This window comes from endosymbiont of Lamellibrachia barhami, from assembly GCF_011947365.2.
GTDB lineage: Bacteria > Pseudomonadota > Gammaproteobacteria > Chromatiales > Chromatiaceae > QGON01.
The window spans coordinates 851499-873795 of the sequence record NZ_JAAVSH020000001.1 but is presented as its reverse complement, the minus strand read 5'-3'; the positions used below and the strand labels follow the sequence as shown (position 1 = coordinate 873795).

Here is a 22297-nt window from a genome sequence, read left to right as displayed (position 1 = left end):
TCAATATGCGGATTACTCTGGAAAAATGAGATCGGCCTTATCACCCATGGCCGTCCGCATCTCCTGGATCGATGGAGGGCGCGCCCAGATCATATCCTCCAACACGCCTCGGCAGGTCAGGCGCATGACCTCCGGCTGGATATCGGAACTGATCCACAGGTGTACGCCACGGAAAACCATCGGTACGCCGCCATCGAGCCCGGCCAGATTGAGACCCGCCACCAGCAGGGGGGCATCCAACATAACGACCTGCGCCATCTCCCGCTGTAGCCGACTGACGATGAACGACTCAGGTCGAATCTCCTGCGCATCCTCCGAGAGCGTTCGAATCTCAAAATTGCAGTTGGGAAGATAACGATCCATCTTCGCCTTGCTCACGACAGCACCACCCTGCAGATAGACACGGGTCTGCCCGGCAGGCACAAACAGGGACGCCTTAAGTACAATCGTGGTTCCCACCGGAGGCATCGCATAGACATCCGATTCACCCCCGCTAACCCTGTCGAAACCTGCGCAGCCCGCCAGCAATGACAGTGCAATTATGACAAATGACGTTTTCATTCAAACCCCCGTATCAGCCCAGTGTAGCCCAAAGGACTGAATCAACTTTAGCCCAACACACTGAAATAGCAGGCCAAATCCGGCAGATCGATCTCCCTCGGTTTGAGACGGATCGTCTCATTGAGCGCAGGTGCACTTTTCACCCTGACCTTGGTGTCCATACCGAGTTCAGGAATCATTACCGTTGCCCGTTCACCCTCTCTGGCAACGACTACCGCTTCACCCTGCCAATCCGGATTGTCGCGCAAAAAAACCAAACGCCAATGACTGTTGGAGAGACGTTCCGACTTACGGATTGCTGCACTGCCAACCTCTGCCAGCCCTATTCTCTCCGATATGGCGTGAATATCGAGTGGGTCCTCACCCCGCAGGTGGGCCCTAAGCTGCTGATGAGTCAGTAGATCAGAATAGCGTCTCAAGGGGCTGGTCGCCCGGATATAAAACGCCAGACCAAGACCTGAATGGGGCTCGGGTTGCGTCTTGACCTGGCTGGGCTTGAACTTCCTCCGGTAGGCGAACATGGCTGCCATCCCCTCAGGCGTCGACGGCTCATCAGGTGGCGCCTGGGTGGCAAAAGGTACCGGGATATCTTTATCGATACAGTATCGGCCCACCGCCTCCCCCGCCATCAGCATCAGATCCATCACCATCTCACGGCTAGCCAGCGGGGGCAGCGGCGTCACCCGGACGCCTGCGTTTTCAACCCTGATCTTCACCTCGGGCAGATTGATGAAGGCGGCGCCTGCTGCTGCACGACGTTTCCGGTAGATCTGTGCCTTGCGCTGCAATTCGGCAAAAGGCGCCTCAAGCAAACGCTGGTCAGCGTCCTGATAGCTTATTCGGGTCACTTTCAGGCGGGTGGGCTGAATCTCTATATCATCGATCTCTCCCGCATCGGAAAGCGAGAAACCGATCGACAGCGCCGGTGACTCATCCTCCAGCCCGAGCCCCAGTCGATGGGTCAAGCCGGGAGGCAACATGGATATGACCTGTTCCGGGATATAGAGATTAGCGCCGCGGTTACGTGCATCCAGATCCATCTCGCTATCGGGGGGCACCAGTGCGGCAACATCCGCCACATGCACCCAGATGCGCTCGCCGTCGAGACTGACGGCATCATCCGGATCCTGATTGCCCGCATCGTCGATGGCGTACGCAGGCAGGTGGGTCAGATCGAGCCGGGACTCATCCGGCAGCGTGGGTATCTCATATTCCGGGGTCTCCTGATTGATGCCGAAACGGCGCGGATAGGGGTTCTCGTTCTCGCTCCAGTAACCGGTCTTCACCAGCAGCCGGTGCGCATTGACCGGTGTCTCCTGAAAACCCAGCTCTTTGAGAATCCGGCTGTTGCTACGCGTCCCCAGGGCGAGGGCCTCCACCTCGCCCAGCAGCTTGCGATCCTCTTCCACCAGCTCGCCACGGTTGACCCGGTCGACAAAGGCAGTCCAGGCCGTCTCCGCTGCCGCTTTGGCCTCGCGCCGTTCCCGCTCTGCCTGCACTTCTGACGCCGGTCTGGGGGTGATGGCCTGAGGCTCTCCCGCAAAATAGAGACCATCCACCACCACTTCCCAGGCAGCCCAGGCAGTCGCCGGCGTGTATTCGTCAAACAGCAGTTCAGTAAATTCCTGAATCTCGGTGGTGCTCTCCTCCAGCAACTCCCAGTTCTCCTCGATCTCACCTGTCTGTGGAGTAAGATCCTTCAGACTGGTGAGAGGACCGGGGTGCAGCAGGACGATATCCTTGGTTCTGACACGCTTGGTTTTGCCCCCCTCCAACTCGATAGTGATCTTGTCGCTGACTTCAACCACTTTTGCGGGACGTATTTTATACAGGACCAGACTGCCTGCGGCGGGACTACTCATGCGGATTCCAATAGTGTTTGGTGGTGGTGTACGAAACCCCACCACAATGGGCGTTTCGTACCCCTGACGATGGGGTATGATACGCACAGAACAGGAGCAAACCCAGGAGTCCGTCCACACCATGAACACACAGTGGTCAGCATTCATGCAGTCACGCCCTGCCTCAGCCGTACAGCCCACCGCAGAGGCCTGCGTTTTGAACGATCTCTCCCACTTTGGCCTGTTGCGGGTCAGCGGAGAGGATGCAGAAGGTTTTCTGCAGGGTCAGATGACGAACGACATGCGCGAGGTCACCGCCGGGCACAGCAATCTCTGCGGTTGGTGTACGGCCAAGGGCCGTATGCTGGCAAATTACCGGGCATTACGTCAGGGTGACGACATTCTCCTGCAAACACCTGCCGGCAATATGGCTGAAAGCCTCAAACGACTGCAGATGTTTGTGATGAGATCCAAGGTCATTATCACTGATGCGAGTGACGAGCTGGTTCGTTTCGGACTCACCGGAAACTGTGCAGAGGCGCTTCTGCAACCCCATTTCGCCGGCCTTCCCGATGAGATAAACAGTGTGGTGGAGCAGAACAACCTCATCCTGATCCGCCTGTCTGGTGAGGTACCCCGCTTTGAGATTATCGGCCCGGTGGATGAATCGATCAGTCTCTGGGAGGCTTTGGAGTCCGGGACCACGATGGGTGATAGTCACTATTGGGCGCTGCAGAATATCCGGGCCGGAATTCCAACCATCTTTCCGGAGACCGCAGAGGCTTTCGTTCCCCAGATGACCAACATGCAGCTTATCGATGGCGTCAGCTTCACCAAAGGGTGCTACACCGGCCAGGAGGTGGTGGCGCGCATGCATTATCTGGGCAAACTCAAGCGCCGCATGTACCTGGCCCACGCTTCGGGAGATATTGAACCGAAACCGGGTGACGCGCTCTACGCAGCCGGCAGTCAGTCGCGCCAAGGCGCCGGCAAGGTCGTGGACGCACAAGCCGCTGACGGAGGATTCGACCTGCTGGTGGTTATCGAGGTCGCCAACGCGGAAAACGAAAAGATCACATTGGGTGAAACCGGGCCGGCACTGGAGATTCGTAATCTGCCTTATGAATTTACTTCAGAATCCGAGTAACCCTGCCGCTAACAGAGAGGAACTGACCACATCACCACGGGCCATGCGGCAACACATTGATCCGCAGTAACCACCGGGAATAACAAGACACGGACATGATTGACGAAAACGCCTTTCTAGACGCTATCTTCAAAGCCATCGACGAACATAGACTGACCCTGCCGACGCTACCGGAGGTTGCATTACGGGTCAGGGATGCGGTCGAAAGTGAAAACTCCACGGCCCAACAGATCGCCAATATCGTCGCCACCGACGCGGCCCTCTCCGCCCGCCTCCTACAGGTCGCCAACAGTCCGCTCTATCGTGGACGCAACCCTATCGACAACCTGCAGATGGCGGTAGCCAGGTTGGGTACACGGTTGGTGCGCAGCCTGGTGGTCAGCCTGATCATGCAGCAGATCTTCCAGGCCACCTGCGATATCCTCGACAAACGTTTTCGGCAGCTCTGGGAAGAGAGCGTACAGATTGCCGCCATCAGTAGAGTGTTGGCGCAGAATATCAAACACCTGGATAGAGAACAGGCGATGCTTGCAGGGCTGATCCACAATATTGGCGCCCTTCCTGTGTTGACCATGGCGGAACACTCTCCGGAATTGATCAGTGATCAGGAAGAGCTTGACCGTGTTATCGAGGCCCTGAGCCCCAAGATCGGCAAACGCATTCTCGACGACTGGGATTTTCCGGAATCCCTGATCAAGGTGCCGGCACACTTCCAGGATCTTGGTTATGACGGGGGTACACAGGCGGACTATGTCGACGTCGTCCTTGTCGCCCGTCTGCAGACCGTCTTAGGTAACGATCTTTCTCTGGCCGATAAGGATTGGGGCATCATCCCCGCCTTCGAAAAGGTGGGCCTGGAACCCGAGATCAACGTAGTGGATATCGAAGGGGTTGAAGAAGAGATAAAAGAGGTCGAAGTGATGTTTCTGGCCTAGTACTCTATCCAGGTGATAATTGAGGTAAAAGACCTAACCAAACACTATGCCGGTCTCAAGGCGGTGGATGGCATCAGCTTCACTATTCCCCGGGGCATCTGCCTTGGTCTGCTAGGTCCTAACGGCGCGGGAAAGACCACCACGGTAGAGATGCTGGAAGGCATTCTACGCCCCTCTTCCGGCACCATTCTCTACAAGGGCGCACCTTTGGGCGCCGAATTCCGTAACGAAGCGGGCATCATGTTTCAGCATACTGCCCTGCAGGAGCACATCACCGTCCGTGAGGTGCTGAAGCTCTTCCAGCAGTTTTATCCCCATACCCGATCTCTGGATGAGTTGATTGAGGTCTGCGCATTAGATGAGTTTCTCGAACGGGACACCCGCAAACTCTCCGGTGGCCAACGTCAGCGACTGTTGCTGGCGATTGCCCTGATCAATAACCCCGAGATCGTCTTCCTCGACGAACCCACGACCGGACTGGACCCCCAGTCGCGACGCAACCTCTGGGAACAGGTCAGACGGATCAAGGGGGAGAACAAGACCCTGGTACTCACCACTCACTATATGGAAGAGGCCTATGAACTCTGTGATGAGATCCTGATCATGGATCACGGCAAGATCATCGCCCGTGGCGTACCCCGGGAACTGCTTGCCGAACACTATAAAAATTCGATTCTTACCCTTCCCGCAGATGCGCTGCCGGCAGGCTTCAAACCTGACCCGGGATCCAGACTCCATCCACAGGGAAACCGGGTGGAGATTCTTTCCAGGGAGGTGAACACCAGCATCGAGCATCTGATCAAACACCAGATCTCATTGACCCATTTGCTGGTGCGCTCCCCCACCCTGGAAGACCTGTTCCTTGAATTGACCGGCCACTCTCTGCGAACCTGAACTATGTCACCACACCGTTTTCTCGCCCTTCTCAAGGCCCGCAATCAGGAGTTTCTGCGGGATCGCACCGCGCTTGGCTGGAACATCATCATGCCGGTGCTGATCGTCATCGGCTTCGCCTTTGCCTTTGGTTCCGAGGAACAGGATCTCTACAAAGTAGGCATCCAGGGAGACACAGCGGATAACTACAGACTGGAAACCTTTCTTACCACCCGCCATATCCAGTTTATTCCCATCGAATCACAGACAGATGCGGTCACCAAGGTGGACCGCCATCAACTGGATATGCTGATAGACATCCCAGGCAACCGCTATTGGATCAACAGCAGTTCGGCCAAGGGGTATATCCTGGAACGACTGCTGGACGACAGCGAACTGCAGAAAGAGTCGGTAAGCGGCAGGGAGATCCGCTACGTGGACTGGGTGATTCCCGGCGTACTGGGCATGAACATCATGTTCAGCTCCCTCTTCGGTGTCGGTTATGTGATCGTGCGGTACCGCAAGAACGGCGTCCTGAAAAGGCTCAGCGCGACGCCCCTGACAGCATTTGAATTCCTCCTGGCGCAGATCGTCTCCCGGCTGTTGATGATCGTCGCATTTACTACCCTGGTCTATATTGGCACCGATCTGCTTATCGGATTCCGCATGTATGGCTCCTACTGGCTGCTTCTAACGGTTCTCATCCTGGGCGGACTGAGCATGATCAGCGTCGGCCTGTTGATCGCGGCGCGCATGGCCAGCGAGGAGGCTGCCAACGGCCTGTTGAATCTGATCAGCTGGCCGATGATGCTGCTCTCCGGTGTCTGGTTCTCCCTGGAAGGTTCTCATCCACTGGTGCAGCAGTTAGCGCTTGCCCTGCCCCTGACCCATATGATCGACGCCGCCAGGGCGATCATGATCGACGGCGCAGGCCCGATAGAGATCTGGCACCAGCTCACCGCACTCACCGGCTTTAGTGTTATCTTTATCTGGATTGGGGCCAAAACCTTCCGTTGGGAGTAGTCACCATGGGTCATGGCGAGAAGGCGTTCATGCAGGAGGCGATAGATCTGGCGCGTCGCGGTGTGGAGCTGCATCATGGCGGCCCTTTCGGCGCAGTCGTTGTGCTGGATGGACGGATCATCGGCCGTGGCTGGAATCAGGTGGTCAATAACAACGACCCCACTGCCCATGCTGAGATCAATGCCATCCGCGAGGCCTGTGGGCAACAGGAGAGCATACATCTCAACGGAGCCACACTCTACGCCAGTTGTGAACCCTGCCCAATGTGCCTGAGTGCCGCCTACTGGGCACACATTCAAACCATCGTCTATGCGGCAGACGCCAATGATGCAGCCGGGATCGGTTTCTCCGACCAGTTTATTTGTCAGGAGCTGCAACGTCCCCCTGAAGAGAGGAAGATCCAATCCCGACAGCTGTTACGGGAAGAGAGTCTTGCTGTCTTCCAGTTGTGGAAAAAGGATGAACGGCGTTTCGACTATTAAGCACATGATTGCCGGTTCCGCTGCGCTTGAACCGGCCTACAATTCACCGTGAAAGTTAACGGGACAGCAGTGATAGACTCAGCATGTAGGCCCGATCAAGCGTAGCGGATCGGGCGCCCCGCCAACAGACGGATCGCGTCCCGATTGGTCCAGGAAGTGGCTAGCTGCGCCCCCTTCTCAAGCGTGGAAAGCCATCTGTAGGCCGTATGTTCCGTCGGATTCAGATGAGGGATGCGACGTGAATTGAGGGGCAGCGCAAACCAGTGTTCACGGTTGGTTCTGGCGTTAGGCGCATAGCGGGCGCGCCAGGGGGTGATGATCGGAAACTCCACTTGGTGATGTAAATCGATCAGCGCACAGCCCTCCATCAACCTCGTCTCCTCGTAGAGTTCCCTGCGCGCCGCCTGCAAAGGGGATTCGCCCCAGCGCAGGCTGCCGGTAACCGACTGCCAGAAATCATCGGGGCTTTTGCGGCGCAGCATCAGCACCTCGCCGGCGGGAGTGTAGACCACCACCAGCACCGACTCGGGACGTTTGTATCGCCTGTTGGTCATCTGGATTCAAATCCGTAGGTCGGATTAGTGCAGCGTAATCCGACAATGCACTTGATTAACCTGCTCAGGAGGCCTCTTCACTCTGGGGTTTGCGCACCCGGATCGAGAGTTCACGCAGTTGCGCCATACTCACTTCCGAAGGCGCAGAGGTCAACTGGCAGGCAGCGGACTGGGTCTTGGGGAAGGCCATCACGTCGCGGATCGATTTCGAACCCGTCAGCAACATCACCAGCCGGTCGAGACCGAAAGCGAGCCCACCGTGGGGCGGGCAACCATATTTCAACGCATTGAGCAGGAAGCCGAACTTCTCCTGAGCCTCCTCTTCGCCGATCTCCAACAGTTTGAAGATTTTCTGCTGCAGCTCCTCGCTGTGAATACGAATCGAGCCGCCGCCCAGCTCCGTCCCATTGATGACCATGTCGTAAGCTCGGGACTTGCATTTGCCGGGATCACTCTCCAGCAGATCGACCTGGTCATCCTTCGGCGAGGTAAAGGGGTGATGCAGTGGATTCCAGCGGTTGTGCTGATCGTCCCACTCGAACATGGGAAAATCCACCACCCACAGAGGCCGCCAGGCGCCCTCCATCAGACCCAGATCCTCACCAACCTTGACTCGCAGGGCTCCCAGGGCCTCATTGACCACATGCGTCTTGTCGGCGCCAAAGAAGATCAGGTCGCCATCTTTGGCGCCGGTGCGTTCCAGGATGCCATCTACCGCACTGTCCGGCAGAAACTTCAGAATCGGTGACTGTAGCCCATCGCGCCCCTTGGCCAGTTCATTGATCTTGATATAGGCAAGACCTTTGGCGCCATAGATACCGACGAATTTGGTATATCCGTCGATCTTCTTGCGGCTCAGAGAGCTGCCACCAGGCACATGCAGCGCGGCGACACGGCCGTGGGGATCCTTCGCCGGTCCGGAGAAGACCTTGAACTCCACCTCCTGCATCAGATCCTGCAGATCGACCAACTCCAGGGGAACCCGCAAGTCGGGACAGTCGGAGCCATAACGATCCATCGCCTCATCGTAGGTCATGCGTGGGAAAGGGTTCGGCAGATCGACGTCGAGGATCTCTTTATAGAGCTGGCGGATCATCTCCTCGTTCAGCTCAATGATCTCATTCTCGTCCATGAACGAGGTCTCGATGTCGAGCTGAGTAAATTCTGGCTGACGGTCGGCACGCAGGTCTTCGTCGCGGAAGCAGCGCACGATCTGGTAGTAACGGTCCATCCCAGACATCATCAACAACTGTTTGAAGAGCTGGGGTGACTGGGGCAGCGCAAAGAACTCACCGGGATGGGTCCGGCTGGGCACCAAGTAGTCCCGCGCACCTTCAGGGGTCGCTTTGGTCAGCATCGGGGTCTCTATATCAAGAAACCCCCGGTCATCAAGAAAACGGCGCAGCACCTGAGTCGTCCTTGCCCGGATGCGGATCTTCTCCTGCATCTCGGGGCGGCGCAGATCGATGTAGCGATAGCGCAGGCGAATCTCTTCGGAGGCCTTTTCGTGCTCATCAAGCTGGAACGGAGGAGTATCAGACTTGTTCAGTACCTCCAATTCCAGTCCCAGCACTTCCACCTCGCCGGTGGGCATGTCCGGATTGACAGTACCTTCCGGCCGCGCACGCACACGGCCTTTCACCCGCAGGACAAACTCATTGCGCACATGCTCAGCGGCGGAAAAAACCTCCGGCAGGTCGGGATCGTAGACCACCTGCACCAACCCCTCGCGGTCACGTATGTCGATGAAGATCACCCCACCATGATCCCGGCGGCGGTGAACCCAACCGCAAAGTTCCACTTCCTGATCGATATGAGAGCTGTTGAGCTGTCCGCAATAATGGCTGCGCATGGGAGGATTGTCCTGTAAAAAACGCCCGGTAAAAAGCGGGAATGTTACGGCCTGGCTCCGGCCTGTGCAACCCGGAAGTCTTCTATGCAGACTCTGGAGCGTCCGTTGGTTGGTGGTCCGGCACCACTGCCCCCATGGAGAGCAGTATTTTGAGGCCGTCATCAACGCTCATATCAAGCTCCTGCACGTCCTCCCGAGGCACCATGACAAAGTAGCCACCGGTGGGATTGGGCGTGGTGGGGATATAGACGTTGATCACGTCGCGCCCGGTCTTCTTCTGAGCTTCACCCTGATCGGTGCCGGTTTGGAAGGCCAGTGTCCAGAGGCCACGACGGGGAAATTCGACCAACAGCACCTTCCGGAACGACTGACCGCCATCGGAAAGCATGGTCTCCACCAGTTGCTTCACCGCAGAGTAGACGGAACGCACCAGGGGAATCCGCGCCAACACCCGTTCCCACAGACTGACCAGTTTACGACCAAACAGATTGGCTGCCACCAGTCCGGTGAACAGCAGGATAACCAGGGTGAGCACCACCCCCAGGCCGGGAATGGCAAAACCAAGCAGGTTTTCAGGCCGATATGCCTGCGGTACCAGCAGCAGACTGTTGTCCATCCAGCGGACCAACAATCTGACAACGAAGAAAGTGGCGCCCAGCGGCAGCCAGACCAGCAGACCGGCAACCAGATAGCGTCTTAGTTGAACCATAAGAGGGGTCAGTTACAGCAGGAACCACCGCCACAGGAGGGTTTGGAATCCTTCTTGCCGGTATCGTGAATATTCTTTTTCTTGCCGCTCTTGAAGTCGGTTTCGTACCAACCGCCGCCCTTGAGACGGAAACTCGCAGCAGAGATCAGTTTTTTCAGGTCCGGTTTATCGCACTCGCTGCACACAGTCAGCGGCGCATCGCTCATCTTTTGCAGCGCTTCAAATTCGTGCCCACAGGAATCACAGCGATATTCGTAGATCGGCATGGCAGGTGTCCTCGTAATTTCGTGTCTGCCGTCCGGCAGAAGCAGGCGGCATTTAATTGCGGGGAATTCTACCACACCTTGAAGGAGCATCTGATCTATTCGTGAACTCGCATCTTGAAGCCAAAATCCGCTGCTTATTCCAGCCCAAATTCACCATTATCAGTCTCTTCCTCAGCCCGTGTCTCCTCCCGGATGGACTCCAGCAGACGCACTATGCGGGCATGATCCTCTTCCGGTTGGCCGAAGCGGAAGTAACGTTCCGCCAACTCAGCCAACCGTTCCAACCGCTCATTGCGGTGTTCCAGATAGAGCAGGTATCTGCCGACAGCATCACCAGTGTCTTCCCCACCAAGCAGTCCATGGGCGGCCTCCAGGGCTAGGGAGATATCCTCGTTTGTTGGTTTTTTCACTCATCCTCCAGCCGTTCCCGATCCTCCCGTTGTTGGCGCAACACTGCAGCCTGACGACGCAGGATATGCCTGATCAGAGCATCTCTGTCCGCATCGCGAATATGAGAAAAATTGACTCGCAGGTTCCACGGAAAATCGGCATCATCCGGCGCCGCTTCACTTCCCACCACCTCACCATAGATAAGAACACCGGTAAACGACGGCAGTAGCAGCATCTTGATCTCAAGCTGAGTACTGATTTCGAGGGACTCGGTAGTGCACAAAGACATACCACCCGCGCTAAGATTGATTGGTTTTGCGGGCTGTTCCGTCAGGTCAATCTCATCCGCCAGAAAACTCTGTCCCAGCAGCTCGACTTTTTTATCCAACGCCTTGAGGTAATCGGCCACGTCAGGATCTTTCTGCTCGATACGATGCAAAGATGCCGAAAGGTGCTGGCTTAACGCCTGCAAACGCGTCATTACTGTGAAGCTGCTGCTGACACTGTTGTCGAGTTTCTCCAACCGCAACGATAACTCGACACTGTCTACAATACGGTAACTCAACTGAATCGAGTCATCGATACGAAAAAATTCACGGCGATCCGCCTGATCACCTGCTTGCTCTTCAATGACCATTGGTCACGTTTCCCCGGGGCTGTACTGACCCCTAATCTTGGCTAGTGGGCTCCGGCTCGGAGTCGGTTCAGCTACAGCTCCAACATTATCCTGAGACATTGAGAACCTCCCCGCTCTCCTCATCCTGTCCACGTTCAATAACCAACTCAACACGCCGGTTCTTCGCACGATTTTCCCTGGAATCATTGGGTGCCAAAGGATTGGAATCCGCATGTCCCTCAATCAAGACTCGGGCAGGATCCAGATCGGAATTACTCAACATAGCATGGACCACGGTTACCGCACGCGCCGACGAGAGTTCCCAGTTTGAACGGAAGCGTTGGGTGGAGATAGGTATGTTGTCAGTATGTCCAGCCACCACGATATTCCCAGGAGTTTGCGCCACGACATCGGTGATTCGTGTGATGACATCAAAAAAATCAGGGTTCAGGCTGGCTCGACCGGAGGGAAACGACCCCTTCTCCTGAATCCGGATGATGATCTTGGTCTGCTCGGTCTCGACCTCAAGCATGCCCTCCTCAATCTCCTCCTTCAGCATCTCTGCCAGCTCTTCAGCCTGCTGCTCGACCTCCGCCTCAAGCTGCGCCTGCATCGCGGCCTTCATCGCCTCATCCACCTCGATCTCATCGGCACTCTGCTGGCCGTCGTGAACGTCAAGGTTATCCCTGGTGTCATCCGTCGTCTGCTGCCGGATCTCCTCCATGAGTGTCTCTTCCGGCTTGCCGGGACTGAACTCCTGCTTGATAACGCTGGTACCTTTCACGATCTCATTGGTGGGAATCTCTCTCTGGACACCGAAGGCATCCTTCATCGACTCAGCCATCTTCTTGAAACGGATGGCGTCCATCTCCGCAAAAGAGAGCAGCAGGACAAAGAAGCACATCAACAGGGACATCAGGTCTGCAAAGGTTGCCAGCCAGGCGGGAAGACCCTCTTCACATTTTGGGCAATCGTCAGCCATCTTGATTGACCCCGTTAATCACTATCGCCGGTAGGACGTTTGCCGGAGGGTGGAATGGTACTGAGCAATTGTTCAGGACCTGGGGTTTCATGCCCTCACGAATACCGGAAATCGTTTCGTGATCAGGACTTGTTGGTCTTTTCCATGGCACTGGAGCGGGCCAGTTTGTCGGCCATCGGCTGAGGCGAAGACGTTGGCGATGACGCGCCATACACAGAGTAGTCAACAGTGCAACGGCCATTGCCGGGCCAATACTGGCCGGGTCCGACGCGTATTCACCAACATCTGCACCAAGCCGATAAGCGTACCAATCATGCCATCGCCGGAATACATGACCGCCATATTTTTGAACATGGTCTGTCCGATTTCGTGACGCTCAATGGTCAGGTTGATATCTTTGGGTAGTTTATTGACCAGCGGGTCATGACCATCGACACACAACCCCAATACCCCGCTCTAAAATCGTTGCTGATCTCCTGGCCCTCGAATTGCCAACAAACCATTTTACATTACAATATCAGCCAGTTCAACTGCCTCTTCGATCAGTTTTTGGATCATCGGTTTTAATCAAGACTCGCAGGATCCAGATCGAAATTATCAAACATAGCATGACCACGGTTACCGCATCGCGCCGACGAGAGTTCCCAGTTTGAACGGAAGCGTTGGGTGAGATAGGTATGTTGTCAGCAAACCAGCTACCACGATATTCCCAGGAGTTTGCGCCACGATATCGGTGACCTGTGTGAGACATCAAAAATCAGGGTTCAGGCTGGCTCGACCGGAGGGAAACGACCTCTCCTGAATCCGATGATGATTTTGGTCTGCTCGGCTTCGACCTCAAGCATGCCTCTCAATCTCCTCCTTCAGTAGCCCTGCCAGCTCTTCAGCCTGCTGCTCGACCTCCGCCTCAATCTGCGCCAGCATCGCGGCTTTCATCGCTTCATCCACCTCGATCTCATCGGCACTCTGCTGGCCGTCGTGAACGTCAAGGTTGTCCCTGGTGTCATCCGTCGTCTGCTGCCGGATCTCCTTCATGAGTGTCTCCTTCCGGCTTGCCGGACTGAACTCCTGCTTGATAACGCTGGTACCTTTCACGATCTCATTGGTGGGAATCTCTCTCTGGACGCCGAAGGCATCCTTCATCGACTCAGCCATCTTTTTGAAACGGATAGCATCCATCTCCGCAAAAGAGAGCAGCAGGACAAAGAAGCACATCAACAGGGACATCAGGTCTGCAAAGGTTGCAAGCCAGGCGGGAAGACCCTCTTCACATTTTGGGCAATCGTCAGCCATCTTGATTGACCCCGTTAATCGCTATCGCCGGTAGGACGTTTGCTGGAGGGTAGATAGGTACTGAGCAATTGTTCCAGGACCCTGGGGTTCATGCCCTCCTGAATACCGGAAATCGTTTCGATGATTAGGGACTTGTTGGTCTTTTCCATGGCGCTGGAGCGGGCCAGTTTGTCGGCCATCGGCTGAGCGAAGACGTTGGCGATGACCGCGCCATACAGAGTAGTCAGCAGTGCAACGGCCATTGCCGGGCCAATACTGGCCGGGTCCGACATATTCGCCAACATCTGCACCAAGCCGATAAGCGTACCAATCATGCCCATCGCCGGGGCCATGACCGCCATATTTTTGAACATGGTCTGTCCGATTTCGTGACGCTCAATGGTCAGGTTGATATCTTTGGAGAGCAGTTTATTGACCAGCGAAGGGTCATGACCATCGACACATAACCCAATACCCCGCTCTAAAAAATCGTTGCTGATCTCCTGGCCCTCCAGTGCCAACAAACCATTTTTACGTGCAATATCAGCCAGTTCAACTGCCTCTTCGATCAGTTTTTTTGGATCATCGGTTTTGTAGAAAAAGGCCTTCATACCCATTCCGAAGGAACCCAGGAAATCACCCAGAGAGACCTGCATCAACGTCACCATGAAGGTGCCACCCACCACGATCAGGATTGATGGGACATTGACAAACAGCATCACATCACCGCCCGTGGCGATGGCCGCGATGATTATGCCGAGTCCTCCAAGTAAACCTACCAGTGTCGCAATATCCACCTAATTTACTCTCCGCATTCCAACACTGCGCCAGTGCATCTGTATTTGTATGATTGTGTTTGGCCTGATTGTCATCATTTTTGATTGTTCAAGCGCATATTCCATGATCAAATTCCGACTCGCTAAAGGTAGCGGTCAATGCCCGGGAAACTTTAATTTCCCAAAGAAAAACATTCCGCCCGCATTTTTGCTCGATTTTGCGCAACCCCACCTCAGGGCTTAGGCTAAAAAGATGTCAGAAAAGAAAAACATATTGATCACCGGCTGCTCCAGCGGTATCGGACACTGTGTGGCCCTCGGCCTGAAGTCGCGGGGATATCGTGTAATCGCCACCGCCCGAAAAGAGAAGGATGTGGAACAATTGAGGGAACAGGGGCTGGACGCGCTGCAACTGGATCTGGACGACTCTGAGAGCATTGCGCAGGCGGTCGAGCAAGCACTGGAACTCTGTGGTGGCAGACTATACGCCCTGTTCAATAATGGCGCCTACGGACAGCCCGGCGCGGTGGAAGACCTGACCCGGGATGTGCTGCGCGCCCAATTCGAAACCAACCTTTTCGGCTGGCACGAACTGACCTGCCTGCTGCTGCCGGCCATGCGCCGCCAGAAAGAGGGAAGGATCATCCAGAACAGCTCGGTACTTGGGCTGGTCGCACTGCCCTATCGGGGTGCCTACAATGCCAGCAAATATGCCCTCGAGGGACTCACCGATACCCTGCGCATGGAACTGCAAGGCAGCGGCATTCATGTATCCCTGATCGAACCAGGCCCGGTGAAGAGCCACTTCCGGGCCAATGCCCACAGGATGTGGAAGAGGAACATCGATAGCGAGCACTCAGTCCACAAGGCGAATTACCTCGCCATGGCAGCAAGACTGGAGAAAGAAGGCCCTGCCGTGCCATTCACCCTGCCGCCGGAGGCCGTATTGAAAAAGGTGATCCATGCGCTCGAATCCCCCAGACCCAGAGCCCGTTACTATGTCACCTTCCCCACTTACCTTTTTGGCACACTCAAACGGCTGTTAAGCACACGCGGCATGGATTGGGTGTTGGGCAGAGTCTCAGGGGGCGGTGGCAGGTGACAAGCGTAAGGCGAAGCAAGTATGTGTCAGGGCCAACCGAATGCAAACACTTTTTCCACACGGAATACAGGTAGGCCCGATCAAGCGCAGCGGATCGGGCGCTCAGGACTTAGCAGAGCTTTGAAGTTGCCGGTTCCGCTACGCTTGAACCCGCCTACATGCTCCAACGATGGTAACGACAACGTTCGGCCTTTCCTGTGGCACTGTTTCCTTTTTCCTTTAGCCTTTAACCTTTAACCTTTCGCCTTTAACCTGCATTACCTGGCCGGCTAGGCGTTGTTGTGCAGATCAAGTATGGAACGGCCCGCCGCATCCTCTTCGCTTTTCGCACTGTCATTACGCAGCAACTCCAGCTGCTCCAGATAACTCTCGCTGACATCGCCGGTAACATAGTCGCCGTTGAAAACCGAGGTATCGAAGCGAGTAATATCGGTCTTGCCCTTCTTCTGCACGGCATTGATGAGATCATCAAGATCCTGATAGATCAGTCTGTCAGCACCAATATATTCACGCACCTCTTCTTCTGTCCTGCCGTGAGCCACCAGCTCAGTGGCTGAAGGCATGTCGATGCCATAGACATTGGGGAAACGTATGGCCGGTGCGGCGGAGGCAAAATAGACCTTTTTCGCGCCGGCCTCCCTTGCCATCAGCACGATCTGCTGCGAAGTCGTTCCGCGCACGATGGAGTCGTCCACCAGCAAGACGTTTTTACCCGTGAATTCCAGATCGATGGCATTGAGTTTCTGCCGCACCGATTTTTTGCGTACGGTCTGTCCCGGCATGATGAAGGTCCGGCCGATGTATCGGTTCTTGATAAACCCCTCGGTGTAGCGAACATTGAGCTTTCCTGCCAGGGAGAGCGCCGCAGTACGACTGGTGTCAGGAATCGGGATCACTACATCGATATCGTGATCGGGCCACTCCCGCTCGATCTTCTTCGCCAGTTTTTGTCCCATCCTTGAACGGGCCTTGTGCACGAAGACATTGTCGATGATCGAATCAGGCCGGGCAAAATAGACAAACTCGAAAATACAGGGTGAACGCATGGGATTGGCGGCACACTGCTGTGAGTAGAGCTGACCGTCATGACTGATAAAGATCGCCTCACCTGGATCCAGATCCCGCACCCTTTCAAAACCCAGTGAATCCAGTGCGACGCTCTCAGAGGCAACCATATATTCCGTTCCCCGGTCGGACTCGCGGCGTCCATAGACCACCGGACGGATACCATAAGGGTCACGGAAAGCGATGATACCGAATCCAGGTATCATCGCGACACTGGCATACCCGCCACGACAACGACGATGCACACCGGCCACCGCACGAAAAACATCTTCCGGAGCGATGCGCAGTTTATTCTGCGCCTGTAATTCATGGGCAAAGATATTAAGTAAAATCTCCGAATCGGAGGAGGTATTGATGTGGCGCAGATCCTCACGAAACAGGTCTTGTTTCAGCTCTTCCGCATTGGTCAGGTTACCGTTATGGGCCAGAGTGATGCCGTAGGGGGAGTTGACATAAAAAGGCTGCGCTTCTGCAGATGATGAACATCCAGCGGTTGGATAGCGCACATGGCCCAGACCCATATTGCCCCGCAATTTGATCATGTGACTCGTGCGAAAGACATCGCTCGCCAGGCCATTGCCCTTGCGCAGGTGCAGTTTGCCACCCTCGCAGGTCACTATACCGGCAGCATCCTGACCTCGATGCTGCAGCACCATCAAAGCATCGTAGAGTGACTGGTTAACCGCCGTTTTGCAGACAAGTCCAACTATGCCGCACATTTCCGGGTCTCCAAAGGCTTGATCTGCTCGAACAGGTGAGGAGAAAAGTGTATCGATACGCCGTTATTCATGCGGGACACACCGTCAATAGCGAAAATTACTTGCGATGTCGCTGGGCAGAAACTCCCTTAACCAGAGCGCAATCTCTTGGAAATAGGGGATCAGCTGTGATTCACGCCACCAGGGGTCATTCGGCATAGGTGTCAATCCGGCAAGCAGCACCAATATGGCTACAACAACAACACCCCTTGCCGCGCCGAAAAAGACGCCGATCAAGCGATCTGTGCCGGATAGCCCGGTACTGTCGACCAACAGACCCATAAAACGGTTAACCAGACCACCGACTATCAGGGTGGCCAACAATAGCAAACCGTAGGAGACACCCAGGCGTATCGAGGGGAGATCTATCCAGGGTACTAAATATTCGGCAACCGGCCGAAAAAAGAACCAGGCCACCCAGAATCCTGCCACCCAGGTCACAAGAGAGAGTGCTTCACCTATAAAACCACGCACCAAACTGATGATGGACGAGAGGAGAATGATTCCGATGATGAGGATATCGATCCAGGACATAGGCAAGAAAGAGTCAGTGGCGCCGGAAATTCATCTGGATTTTACAACAAGCATGGGGCAGTTGCGAATTATTCAAAAGCCCACGAAAAGTGGCCGCCTCTCACAAAATCGCTACTTGTCAGAACGAAAAAACCCTGCTGCAACAATGCAGCAGGGTTTGATCTGGTGGAGCCAGGCGGGATCGAACCGCCGACCTCAACACTGCCAGTGTTGCGCTCTCCCAGCTGAGCTATGGCCCCGAAGAGAGGCGCATGTTAGGACAAGAATTAAGGTTTGTCCACCGGTTTTTTAACCCGATCTGCTATTTCAAGTCACCCACTGAATCGATGACCGAAGGAGAGCGAAAACGCTCTAGCTTTTTTGCCCTCGGGAAAGTTTTACTGCAGATACATCACCCACAACAAAGTAGCCGCACTCACGGCTGCCATTACCACCAAGGCGACTGTGATACAGGATGTACAAACGTTACCAAATAACTGCAAGCTTTTTTCACTCATGACTATCCTCCAGAAATCTTTATGTAGACAGCGAAACAGATTGTCCGTCGCTGCAAAAAATCAGCATTCAAAACCGAGGAGCTGTTTGCAGTCAGGCTGCAAAAGATTTTGTTACTGCTCCCACTTGCTTAGAGTAAATAGCAGAATCACATAACGGTTTCAAGGATAAAGATACAGGTATCTCTTTTTTGTGTTTCTTTTTATCTGACAATCACTTAGGGGCATTAGGGAAACCACCCATAGGCCACCTGGAAACACCTCAGTTAAAGACAGAGACCGCCGGAGCGCAAAGATTGCCGGGACGAAGACTAAAGTATCTTGTCTTCATAGGGCTTCTCAGCTTTTGCCTGTTGTTCAATCTTCGCCCAGGAATCGCGGAGTGTAACGGTGCGATTGAACACCAGCTTATCAGCTGTAGAGTCTCCATTATCCATGCAGAAGTAACCCTCGCGCTCAAACTGGAAACGCTCCCCCGGCTTGGCTTCTCCCAGGAGCGGCTCAAGATAGCAGTCGGTCAAGGTCCGCAAAGAGTCGGGATTGAGATTGTCGGTGAATAAGCCACCCTCCTCCACTGAGTCAGGATTGGGCTTGGAAAAAAGTCTGTCGTAGAGGCGCACCTCGCCCTTGACACCCAAACTGGCAGATACCCAGTGGACCACGCCCCGGACCTTGCGTCCCTCTGGATTCTTGCCAAGCGTCTCCGGGTCGTAGCTGCAGCGCAACTCGACGATATCACCCTGGTTGTTCTTGATTACCTCTTCGCATTTGACCACATAAGCGTTGCGCAGTCGCACCTCACCGCCCATCACCAAACGCTTGTACTTCTTGTTGGCAGACTCGCGAAAATCCGCCTGGTCGATATAGACCTCGCGGGTGAAATGGATGGTGCGAGTTCCCTTACTCTCATCCTTGGGGTGGTTGGCTGCCTGCAGCGCCTCCTCTTCACCCTCGGGAAAGTTCTCGATCACCATCTTCAGAGGATGCATCACCGCCATGCGACGCGGGGCATTTTTATCCAGATCCTCGCGGATACAGTTCTCCAACACCCCCATTTCGACCAGATTGTCTGACTTGGTAACACCGATGCGTGCGCAGAAATCCCGAATCGAGGCGGCGGTATATCCCCGCCGCCGTAGCCCGGCAATCGTTGGCATCCGCGGATCGTTCCAGCCCTCCACATACCCCTCATCCGCCAGTTGAGTCAGTTTCCGCTTGCTCATCACCGTATATTCCAGGTTGAGCCGGGAGAACTCGATCTGCTGCGGCTGATTGGAGATGGTGATATTTTCCAGCACCCAATCGTAGAGTGGGCGGTGATCCTCGAACTCCAGGGTACAGAGTGAATGGGTAATCCCTTCAAGCGCATCGGAGATCGGGTGGGTAAAGTCATACATGGGGTAGAGACACCAGGCCTCACCGGTCTGGTGGTGTACCACCCCATGACGAATGCGATAGAGCGTCGGATCACGCATGTTCATGTTGGGCGAGGCCATATCGATCTTCGCGCGTAACACCTTCTCACCGTCGGCGAACTCCCCCGCTTTCATACGCGAGAAGAGATCCAGGTTCTCCTCCACCGAGCGGGCGCGGTAAGGGCTCTCCCTGCCCGGTTCTTTGAGGGTTCCCCGATAGGCGCGCATCTCATCGGCATCGAGATCACAGACATAGGCCTTGCCCGTATTGATCAACTCAACCGCAAAATCAGCGAGCCGATCGAAGTAATCGGAGGCGTAGAAGAGTCGATCCTGCCAGTCGAAACCCAGCCAGCGCACATCTTCCTGAATGCTCTCCACGAATTCGACATTCTCCTTGTGGGGATTGGTATCGTCGAAACGCAGGTTGCACAGACCGCCTGGATAGTCCTCGGCAATACCGAAATTGAGCGCAATCGACTTGGCATGACCGATATGCAGATATCCATTGGGTTCCGGTGGAAAGCGGGTATGTACCCTGCTCCCGTTTTTCCCCTGAGCCAGATCCTGATCGATAATCTGACGGATAAAATTGGTGGGTGCAGGTGTCTCTGAACTACTCATCGTCTCTCTATCCCTCAGGTCTGGGCTTCACGCCGCCGAATATACTCCAGCGCCATATCGATGCGCCGCAAGGTCGCTGCTTTGCCGGCCAGATACAGGGTTACGTCGATCCCCGGCGATGCAGCCCGACCGACGACCGCAACCCTTAGCGGTTGGGCGACCTTACCCATCTTCACCTCAAGGGTCTCGGATACCTGTTGCACCTGCTCATGCAGAGCCTCCGGGGTCCAATCCTGCAACCCCTCCAGTGCTTCACGTATCTTTTCCAATGGTTCCCGGGCAGCGAGCCGCAGGTGCTTTTTAGCGGCCTTCTCATCAAACGCTTCAAAGTCCAGATAGCAGAAGGCACTGATATCCGCCATCTCCACCAACCTGGGCTGATTCCTTCATATCTAATGGTCTTTCATTTCAACAACACCGATTGGTAATCTAGTACCCTGACTTCGCGACATGCTTGAAGTGACGACAGGGCGCCAGTCCTGCTCCAGACCTTTGTTGTATCGGCAACCGTTTTTGCCAGGGGATTCATAGCAGTTGCAGACTGGTGAGCGTGGCAGACAGGCGAGGGGTTGGCCATGAAGGTCGGGCCATAAAGTTATATCCGGATCTCCTTACGATGGCGCCGCTGACTTCCTGGTGGCTGGCGAGCCGCCAGCGTCATATAACCACCGGTCAGTGATTTGCCGGAGACAGAGGATATCCGGCGAGATAGAATGCTCGCAGGCTGAACATTTGCCTGTGCCTGAAAACTGGTGGCGATCTCATCGAGGATGAGCAGCGCCGCGGCTGGTCGCTAACAATGCCCTTTGGTTTTATGTAAATAGTCGGCGAGTAGAAATTGCCGCCGGCGCCCTGCACGGATCGGTCAAAATCAAAGCGTAATCTTTTCATGATTTTACCAGGATCGTCGGCCAACGGCGCAATATCCTCCGTTGTGCAGGGTTTGCCAAAACGACATGCCGGACGCTCCACGAAAAACTGCTGTGCCAGTGTTTCACTGAAGAGGTTGCATGGTAATCCGTCGCAGACCGATATGGCGCCACTCGTATTTCACTTTGATAGCCGTGACGTAGCCAGAAACGCTTTCGTTTTCTCTTACCCTGGCGTGCCATTGACGCGCCATCTTCGCTGGCAACTTCGGTTGGAGAGGACGGAACCCGAGTCGGCGAAGAAGACCGATTGCAGCGGTTCAGGTGTGATTGCCACCAGTTTTTCCGCCAGTTCGACCGCAGGCTGGTGAGTAAGACCACCGAACATGACGTGGGACATTGATGCCATCTGCCGTTGCAGTGCGGCGTTTATCTGTGGGTGGTTGTAGCCGTGGATGGCGCACCACCAGGATGACATGCCGTCGATCAGTTCCCGGCCATCGCACAGACGCAGTCGTACACCCTGAGCTGATTCGACGGCATAGATGGGCAGGTCGGCACCGATGGCGCTGTAGGGGTGCCAGACGATCTTGCGATCCAGTGCGATCAATTGTTCCTGCTGCATAGTGGGATCCGGGTTACTTGCCGCAGCAGTGTAGGAACTGGCCAGCATCGAAAGGACCAGGGAGGATAACAGGAGTTTCCTCAGCGGAGATCTGTGGTGTTGGGATCCGGAACACCTTGCGGTGCCCCGGATCTGCGTTTCATCAAAGCAGGTTTGATAGAGCGCCTTTCAGGCGTGCCTTATTTGATTTTTACACTATGAGTGCCGCTGCCGCCCTTATTGTCACTCCATGAGATCTCGATGGAGTCACCCTTGGCGCCACCAGCGAACTTGAATGACACATAGGGGTTTTTGGAAACACCGCCGCTCCAGTCTGCGGTCAGTACAGTTGCACCGTTGTGCTTGCAGACGACTTCCTGGATGTAGTGGGCTGGGATCAGCTTGCCGGTTTTCTTGTCCTTGCGGCCGCCAGTCTCCATAGGATGGGTCATCAGTGCCTTTACAGTAGTGACGCCTTTCTTGGCCTTGGCGCGGATCTTAATGCTAGATTTTGCCATGTTCAGTTTACCTCTAGAATATTCGGGTCGTTTTT

23 protein-coding genes, 1 tRNA gene and 1 pseudogene are annotated in these 22297 nt (G+C 55.1%); 6 read left to right on the top strand and 19 right to left on the bottom strand.

The window, feature by feature from the left end:
- Positions 1-12: 12 nt before the first annotated feature.
- Both G9Q73_RS03915 and G9Q73_RS03910 read right to left on the bottom strand, forming a co-directional pair.
- Positions 13-561 carry a hypothetical protein gene (locus G9Q73_RS03915; RefSeq protein WP_177418645.1) on the bottom strand — a complete coding sequence of 183 codons (549 nt, stop codon included), beginning with the start codon at positions 559-561 and terminating at the stop codon, positions 13-15.
- A 47-nt stretch (positions 562-608) separates the two neighbouring features.
- On the bottom strand, positions 609-2423 hold the full coding sequence (locus tag G9Q73_RS03910) for an RNB domain-containing ribonuclease (RefSeq protein WP_177418644.1): 1815 nt from the start codon (positions 2421-2423) through the stop codon (positions 609-611).
- 121 nt (positions 2424-2544) lie between these two features.
- On the opposite strand from G9Q73_RS03910, the gene ygfZ reads away from it, so the two are divergent.
- The 5 genes from ygfZ (at position 2545) to G9Q73_RS03885 (ending at position 6862) form a co-directional block, all read left to right on the top strand.
- Positions 2545-3549, top strand: coding sequence for a CAF17-like 4Fe-4S cluster assembly/insertion protein YgfZ (gene ygfZ, locus G9Q73_RS03905; protein ID WP_177418643.1), 1005 nt, complete (start codon positions 2545-2547; stop codon positions 3547-3549).
- A 95-nt stretch (positions 3550-3644) separates the two neighbouring features.
- Positions 3645-4484 (top strand): HDOD domain-containing protein, encoded by an 840-nt coding sequence (locus G9Q73_RS03900; protein WP_177418642.1) that lies wholly within the window; start codon positions 3645-3647, stop codon positions 4482-4484.
- Between the two features lie 15 nt (positions 4485-4499).
- Positions 4500-5378: an ABC transporter ATP-binding protein gene (locus G9Q73_RS03895; RefSeq protein ID WP_369408937.1), complete on the top strand. Its 879-nt coding sequence runs from the start codon at positions 4500-4502 to the stop codon at positions 5376-5378.
- 3 nt (positions 5379-5381) lie between these two features.
- Positions 5382-6380, top strand: a complete 999-nt coding sequence (locus G9Q73_RS03890; protein WP_177418641.1) for an ABC transporter permease — start codon at positions 5382-5384, stop codon at positions 6378-6380.
- A gap of 5 nt (positions 6381-6385) precedes the next feature.
- On the top strand, positions 6386-6862 hold the full coding sequence (locus tag G9Q73_RS03885) for a nucleoside deaminase (protein ID WP_177418640.1): 477 nt from the start codon (positions 6386-6388) through the stop codon (positions 6860-6862).
- Between the two features lie 95 nt (positions 6863-6957).
- On the opposite strand, the gene nudB is transcribed toward G9Q73_RS03885, so the two are convergent.
- The 10 genes from nudB to pomA all read right to left on the bottom strand — a co-directional run bounded on the left by nudB (position 6958) and on the right by pomA (position 14300).
- Positions 6958-7416, bottom strand: coding sequence for a dihydroneopterin triphosphate diphosphatase (gene nudB / locus G9Q73_RS03880; protein ID WP_177418639.1), 459 nt, complete (start codon positions 7414-7416; stop codon positions 6958-6960).
- A 64-nt stretch (positions 7417-7480) separates the two neighbouring features.
- On the bottom strand, positions 7481-9268 hold the full coding sequence (aspS, locus tag G9Q73_RS03875; RefSeq protein WP_177418638.1) for an aspartate--tRNA ligase: 1788 nt from the start codon (positions 9266-9268) through the stop codon (positions 7481-7483).
- An 82-nt stretch (positions 9269-9350) separates the two neighbouring features.
- On the bottom strand, positions 9351-9977 hold the full coding sequence (locus G9Q73_RS03870) for a DUF502 domain-containing protein (RefSeq protein WP_177418637.1): 627 nt from the start codon (positions 9975-9977) through the stop codon (positions 9351-9353).
- A gap of 8 nt (positions 9978-9985) precedes the next feature.
- Positions 9986-10243, bottom strand: a complete 258-nt coding sequence (locus G9Q73_RS03865) for an FmdB family zinc ribbon protein (RefSeq protein WP_177418636.1) — start codon at positions 10241-10243, stop codon at positions 9986-9988.
- Positions 10244-10377: 134 nt separating this feature from the next.
- Complete coding sequence (locus G9Q73_RS03860; RefSeq protein ID WP_177418635.1) at positions 10378-10653, bottom strand: hypothetical protein; 276 nt, start codon at positions 10651-10653, stop codon at positions 10378-10380.
- On the bottom strand, positions 10650-11270 hold the full coding sequence (locus G9Q73_RS03855; RefSeq protein WP_177418634.1) for a PilZ domain-containing protein: 621 nt from the start codon (positions 11268-11270) through the stop codon (positions 10650-10652). The genes G9Q73_RS03860 and G9Q73_RS03855 overlap by 4 nt, the downstream gene beginning before the upstream one ends.
- Before the next feature lie 85 nt (positions 11271-11355).
- Positions 11356-12231 carry a type VI secretion system protein TssL, long form gene (gene tssL / locus G9Q73_RS03850; protein WP_177418633.1) on the bottom strand — a complete coding sequence of 292 codons (876 nt, stop codon included), beginning with the start codon at positions 12229-12231 and terminating at the stop codon, positions 11356-11358.
- 222 nt (positions 12232-12453) lie between these two features.
- Positions 12454-12672 (bottom strand): MotA/TolQ/ExbB proton channel family protein, encoded by a 219-nt coding sequence (locus G9Q73_RS19405; RefSeq protein WP_246344980.1) that lies wholly within the window; start codon positions 12670-12672, stop codon positions 12454-12456.
- Positions 12673-13068: 396 nt separating this feature from the next.
- Positions 13069-13524 carry a flagellar motor protein MotB gene (locus G9Q73_RS19400; protein WP_246344978.1) on the bottom strand — a complete coding sequence of 152 codons (456 nt, stop codon included), beginning with the start codon at positions 13522-13524 and terminating at the stop codon, positions 13069-13071.
- A gap of 14 nt (positions 13525-13538) precedes the next feature.
- The gene (pomA, locus tag G9Q73_RS03835) at positions 13539-14300 is read right to left on the bottom strand and encodes a flagellar motor protein PomA (RefSeq protein WP_177418632.1); all 762 of its coding nucleotides are present in this window, start codon (positions 14298-14300) and stop codon (positions 13539-13541) included.
- Between the two features lie 232 nt (positions 14301-14532).
- On the opposite strand from pomA, the gene G9Q73_RS03830 reads away from it, so the two are divergent.
- Positions 14533-15381 carry an SDR family oxidoreductase gene (locus G9Q73_RS03830; RefSeq protein ID WP_177418631.1) on the top strand — a complete coding sequence of 283 codons (849 nt, stop codon included), beginning with the start codon at positions 14533-14535 and terminating at the stop codon, positions 15379-15381.
- 269 nt (positions 15382-15650) lie between these two features.
- Here the strand turns inward: G9Q73_RS03830 and purF are convergent, their stop codons facing one another.
- The 7 genes and pseudogenes from purF to soxZ form a co-directional block, all read right to left on the bottom strand.
- Positions 15651-17165, bottom strand: coding sequence for an amidophosphoribosyltransferase (gene purF, locus G9Q73_RS03825; protein WP_177418630.1), 1515 nt, complete (start codon positions 17163-17165; stop codon positions 15651-15653).
- Positions 17166-17249: 84 nt separating this feature from the next.
- On the bottom strand, positions 17250-17738 hold the full coding sequence (locus G9Q73_RS03820) for a CvpA family protein (protein WP_177418629.1): 489 nt from the start codon (positions 17736-17738) through the stop codon (positions 17250-17252).
- A gap of 163 nt (positions 17739-17901) precedes the next feature.
- A tRNA-Ala gene (locus G9Q73_RS03815) sits at positions 17902-17977 on the bottom strand.
- Positions 17978-18543: 566 nt separating this feature from the next.
- Positions 18544-20271 (bottom strand): glutamine--tRNA ligase/YqeY domain fusion protein, encoded by a 1728-nt coding sequence (locus G9Q73_RS03810; RefSeq protein WP_177418628.1) that lies wholly within the window; start codon positions 20269-20271, stop codon positions 18544-18546.
- A 14-nt stretch (positions 20272-20285) separates the two neighbouring features.
- Positions 20286-20642 (bottom strand): annotated as a pseudogene (locus G9Q73_RS03805) (glutamate--tRNA ligase); the annotation flags it as partial.
- Positions 20643-21366: 724 nt separating this feature from the next.
- Positions 21367-21765 carry an aminotransferase class III-fold pyridoxal phosphate-dependent enzyme gene (locus tag G9Q73_RS03800; RefSeq protein WP_177418627.1) on the bottom strand — a complete coding sequence of 133 codons (399 nt, stop codon included), beginning with the start codon at positions 21763-21765 and terminating at the stop codon, positions 21367-21369.
- A 179-nt stretch (positions 21766-21944) separates the two neighbouring features.
- A complete protein-coding gene (soxZ, locus tag G9Q73_RS03795; RefSeq protein WP_177418626.1) occupies positions 21945-22262 on the bottom strand; it encodes a thiosulfate oxidation carrier complex protein SoxZ in 318 nt (105 codons plus the stop codon).
- Positions 22263-22297: the final 35 nt, after the last annotated feature.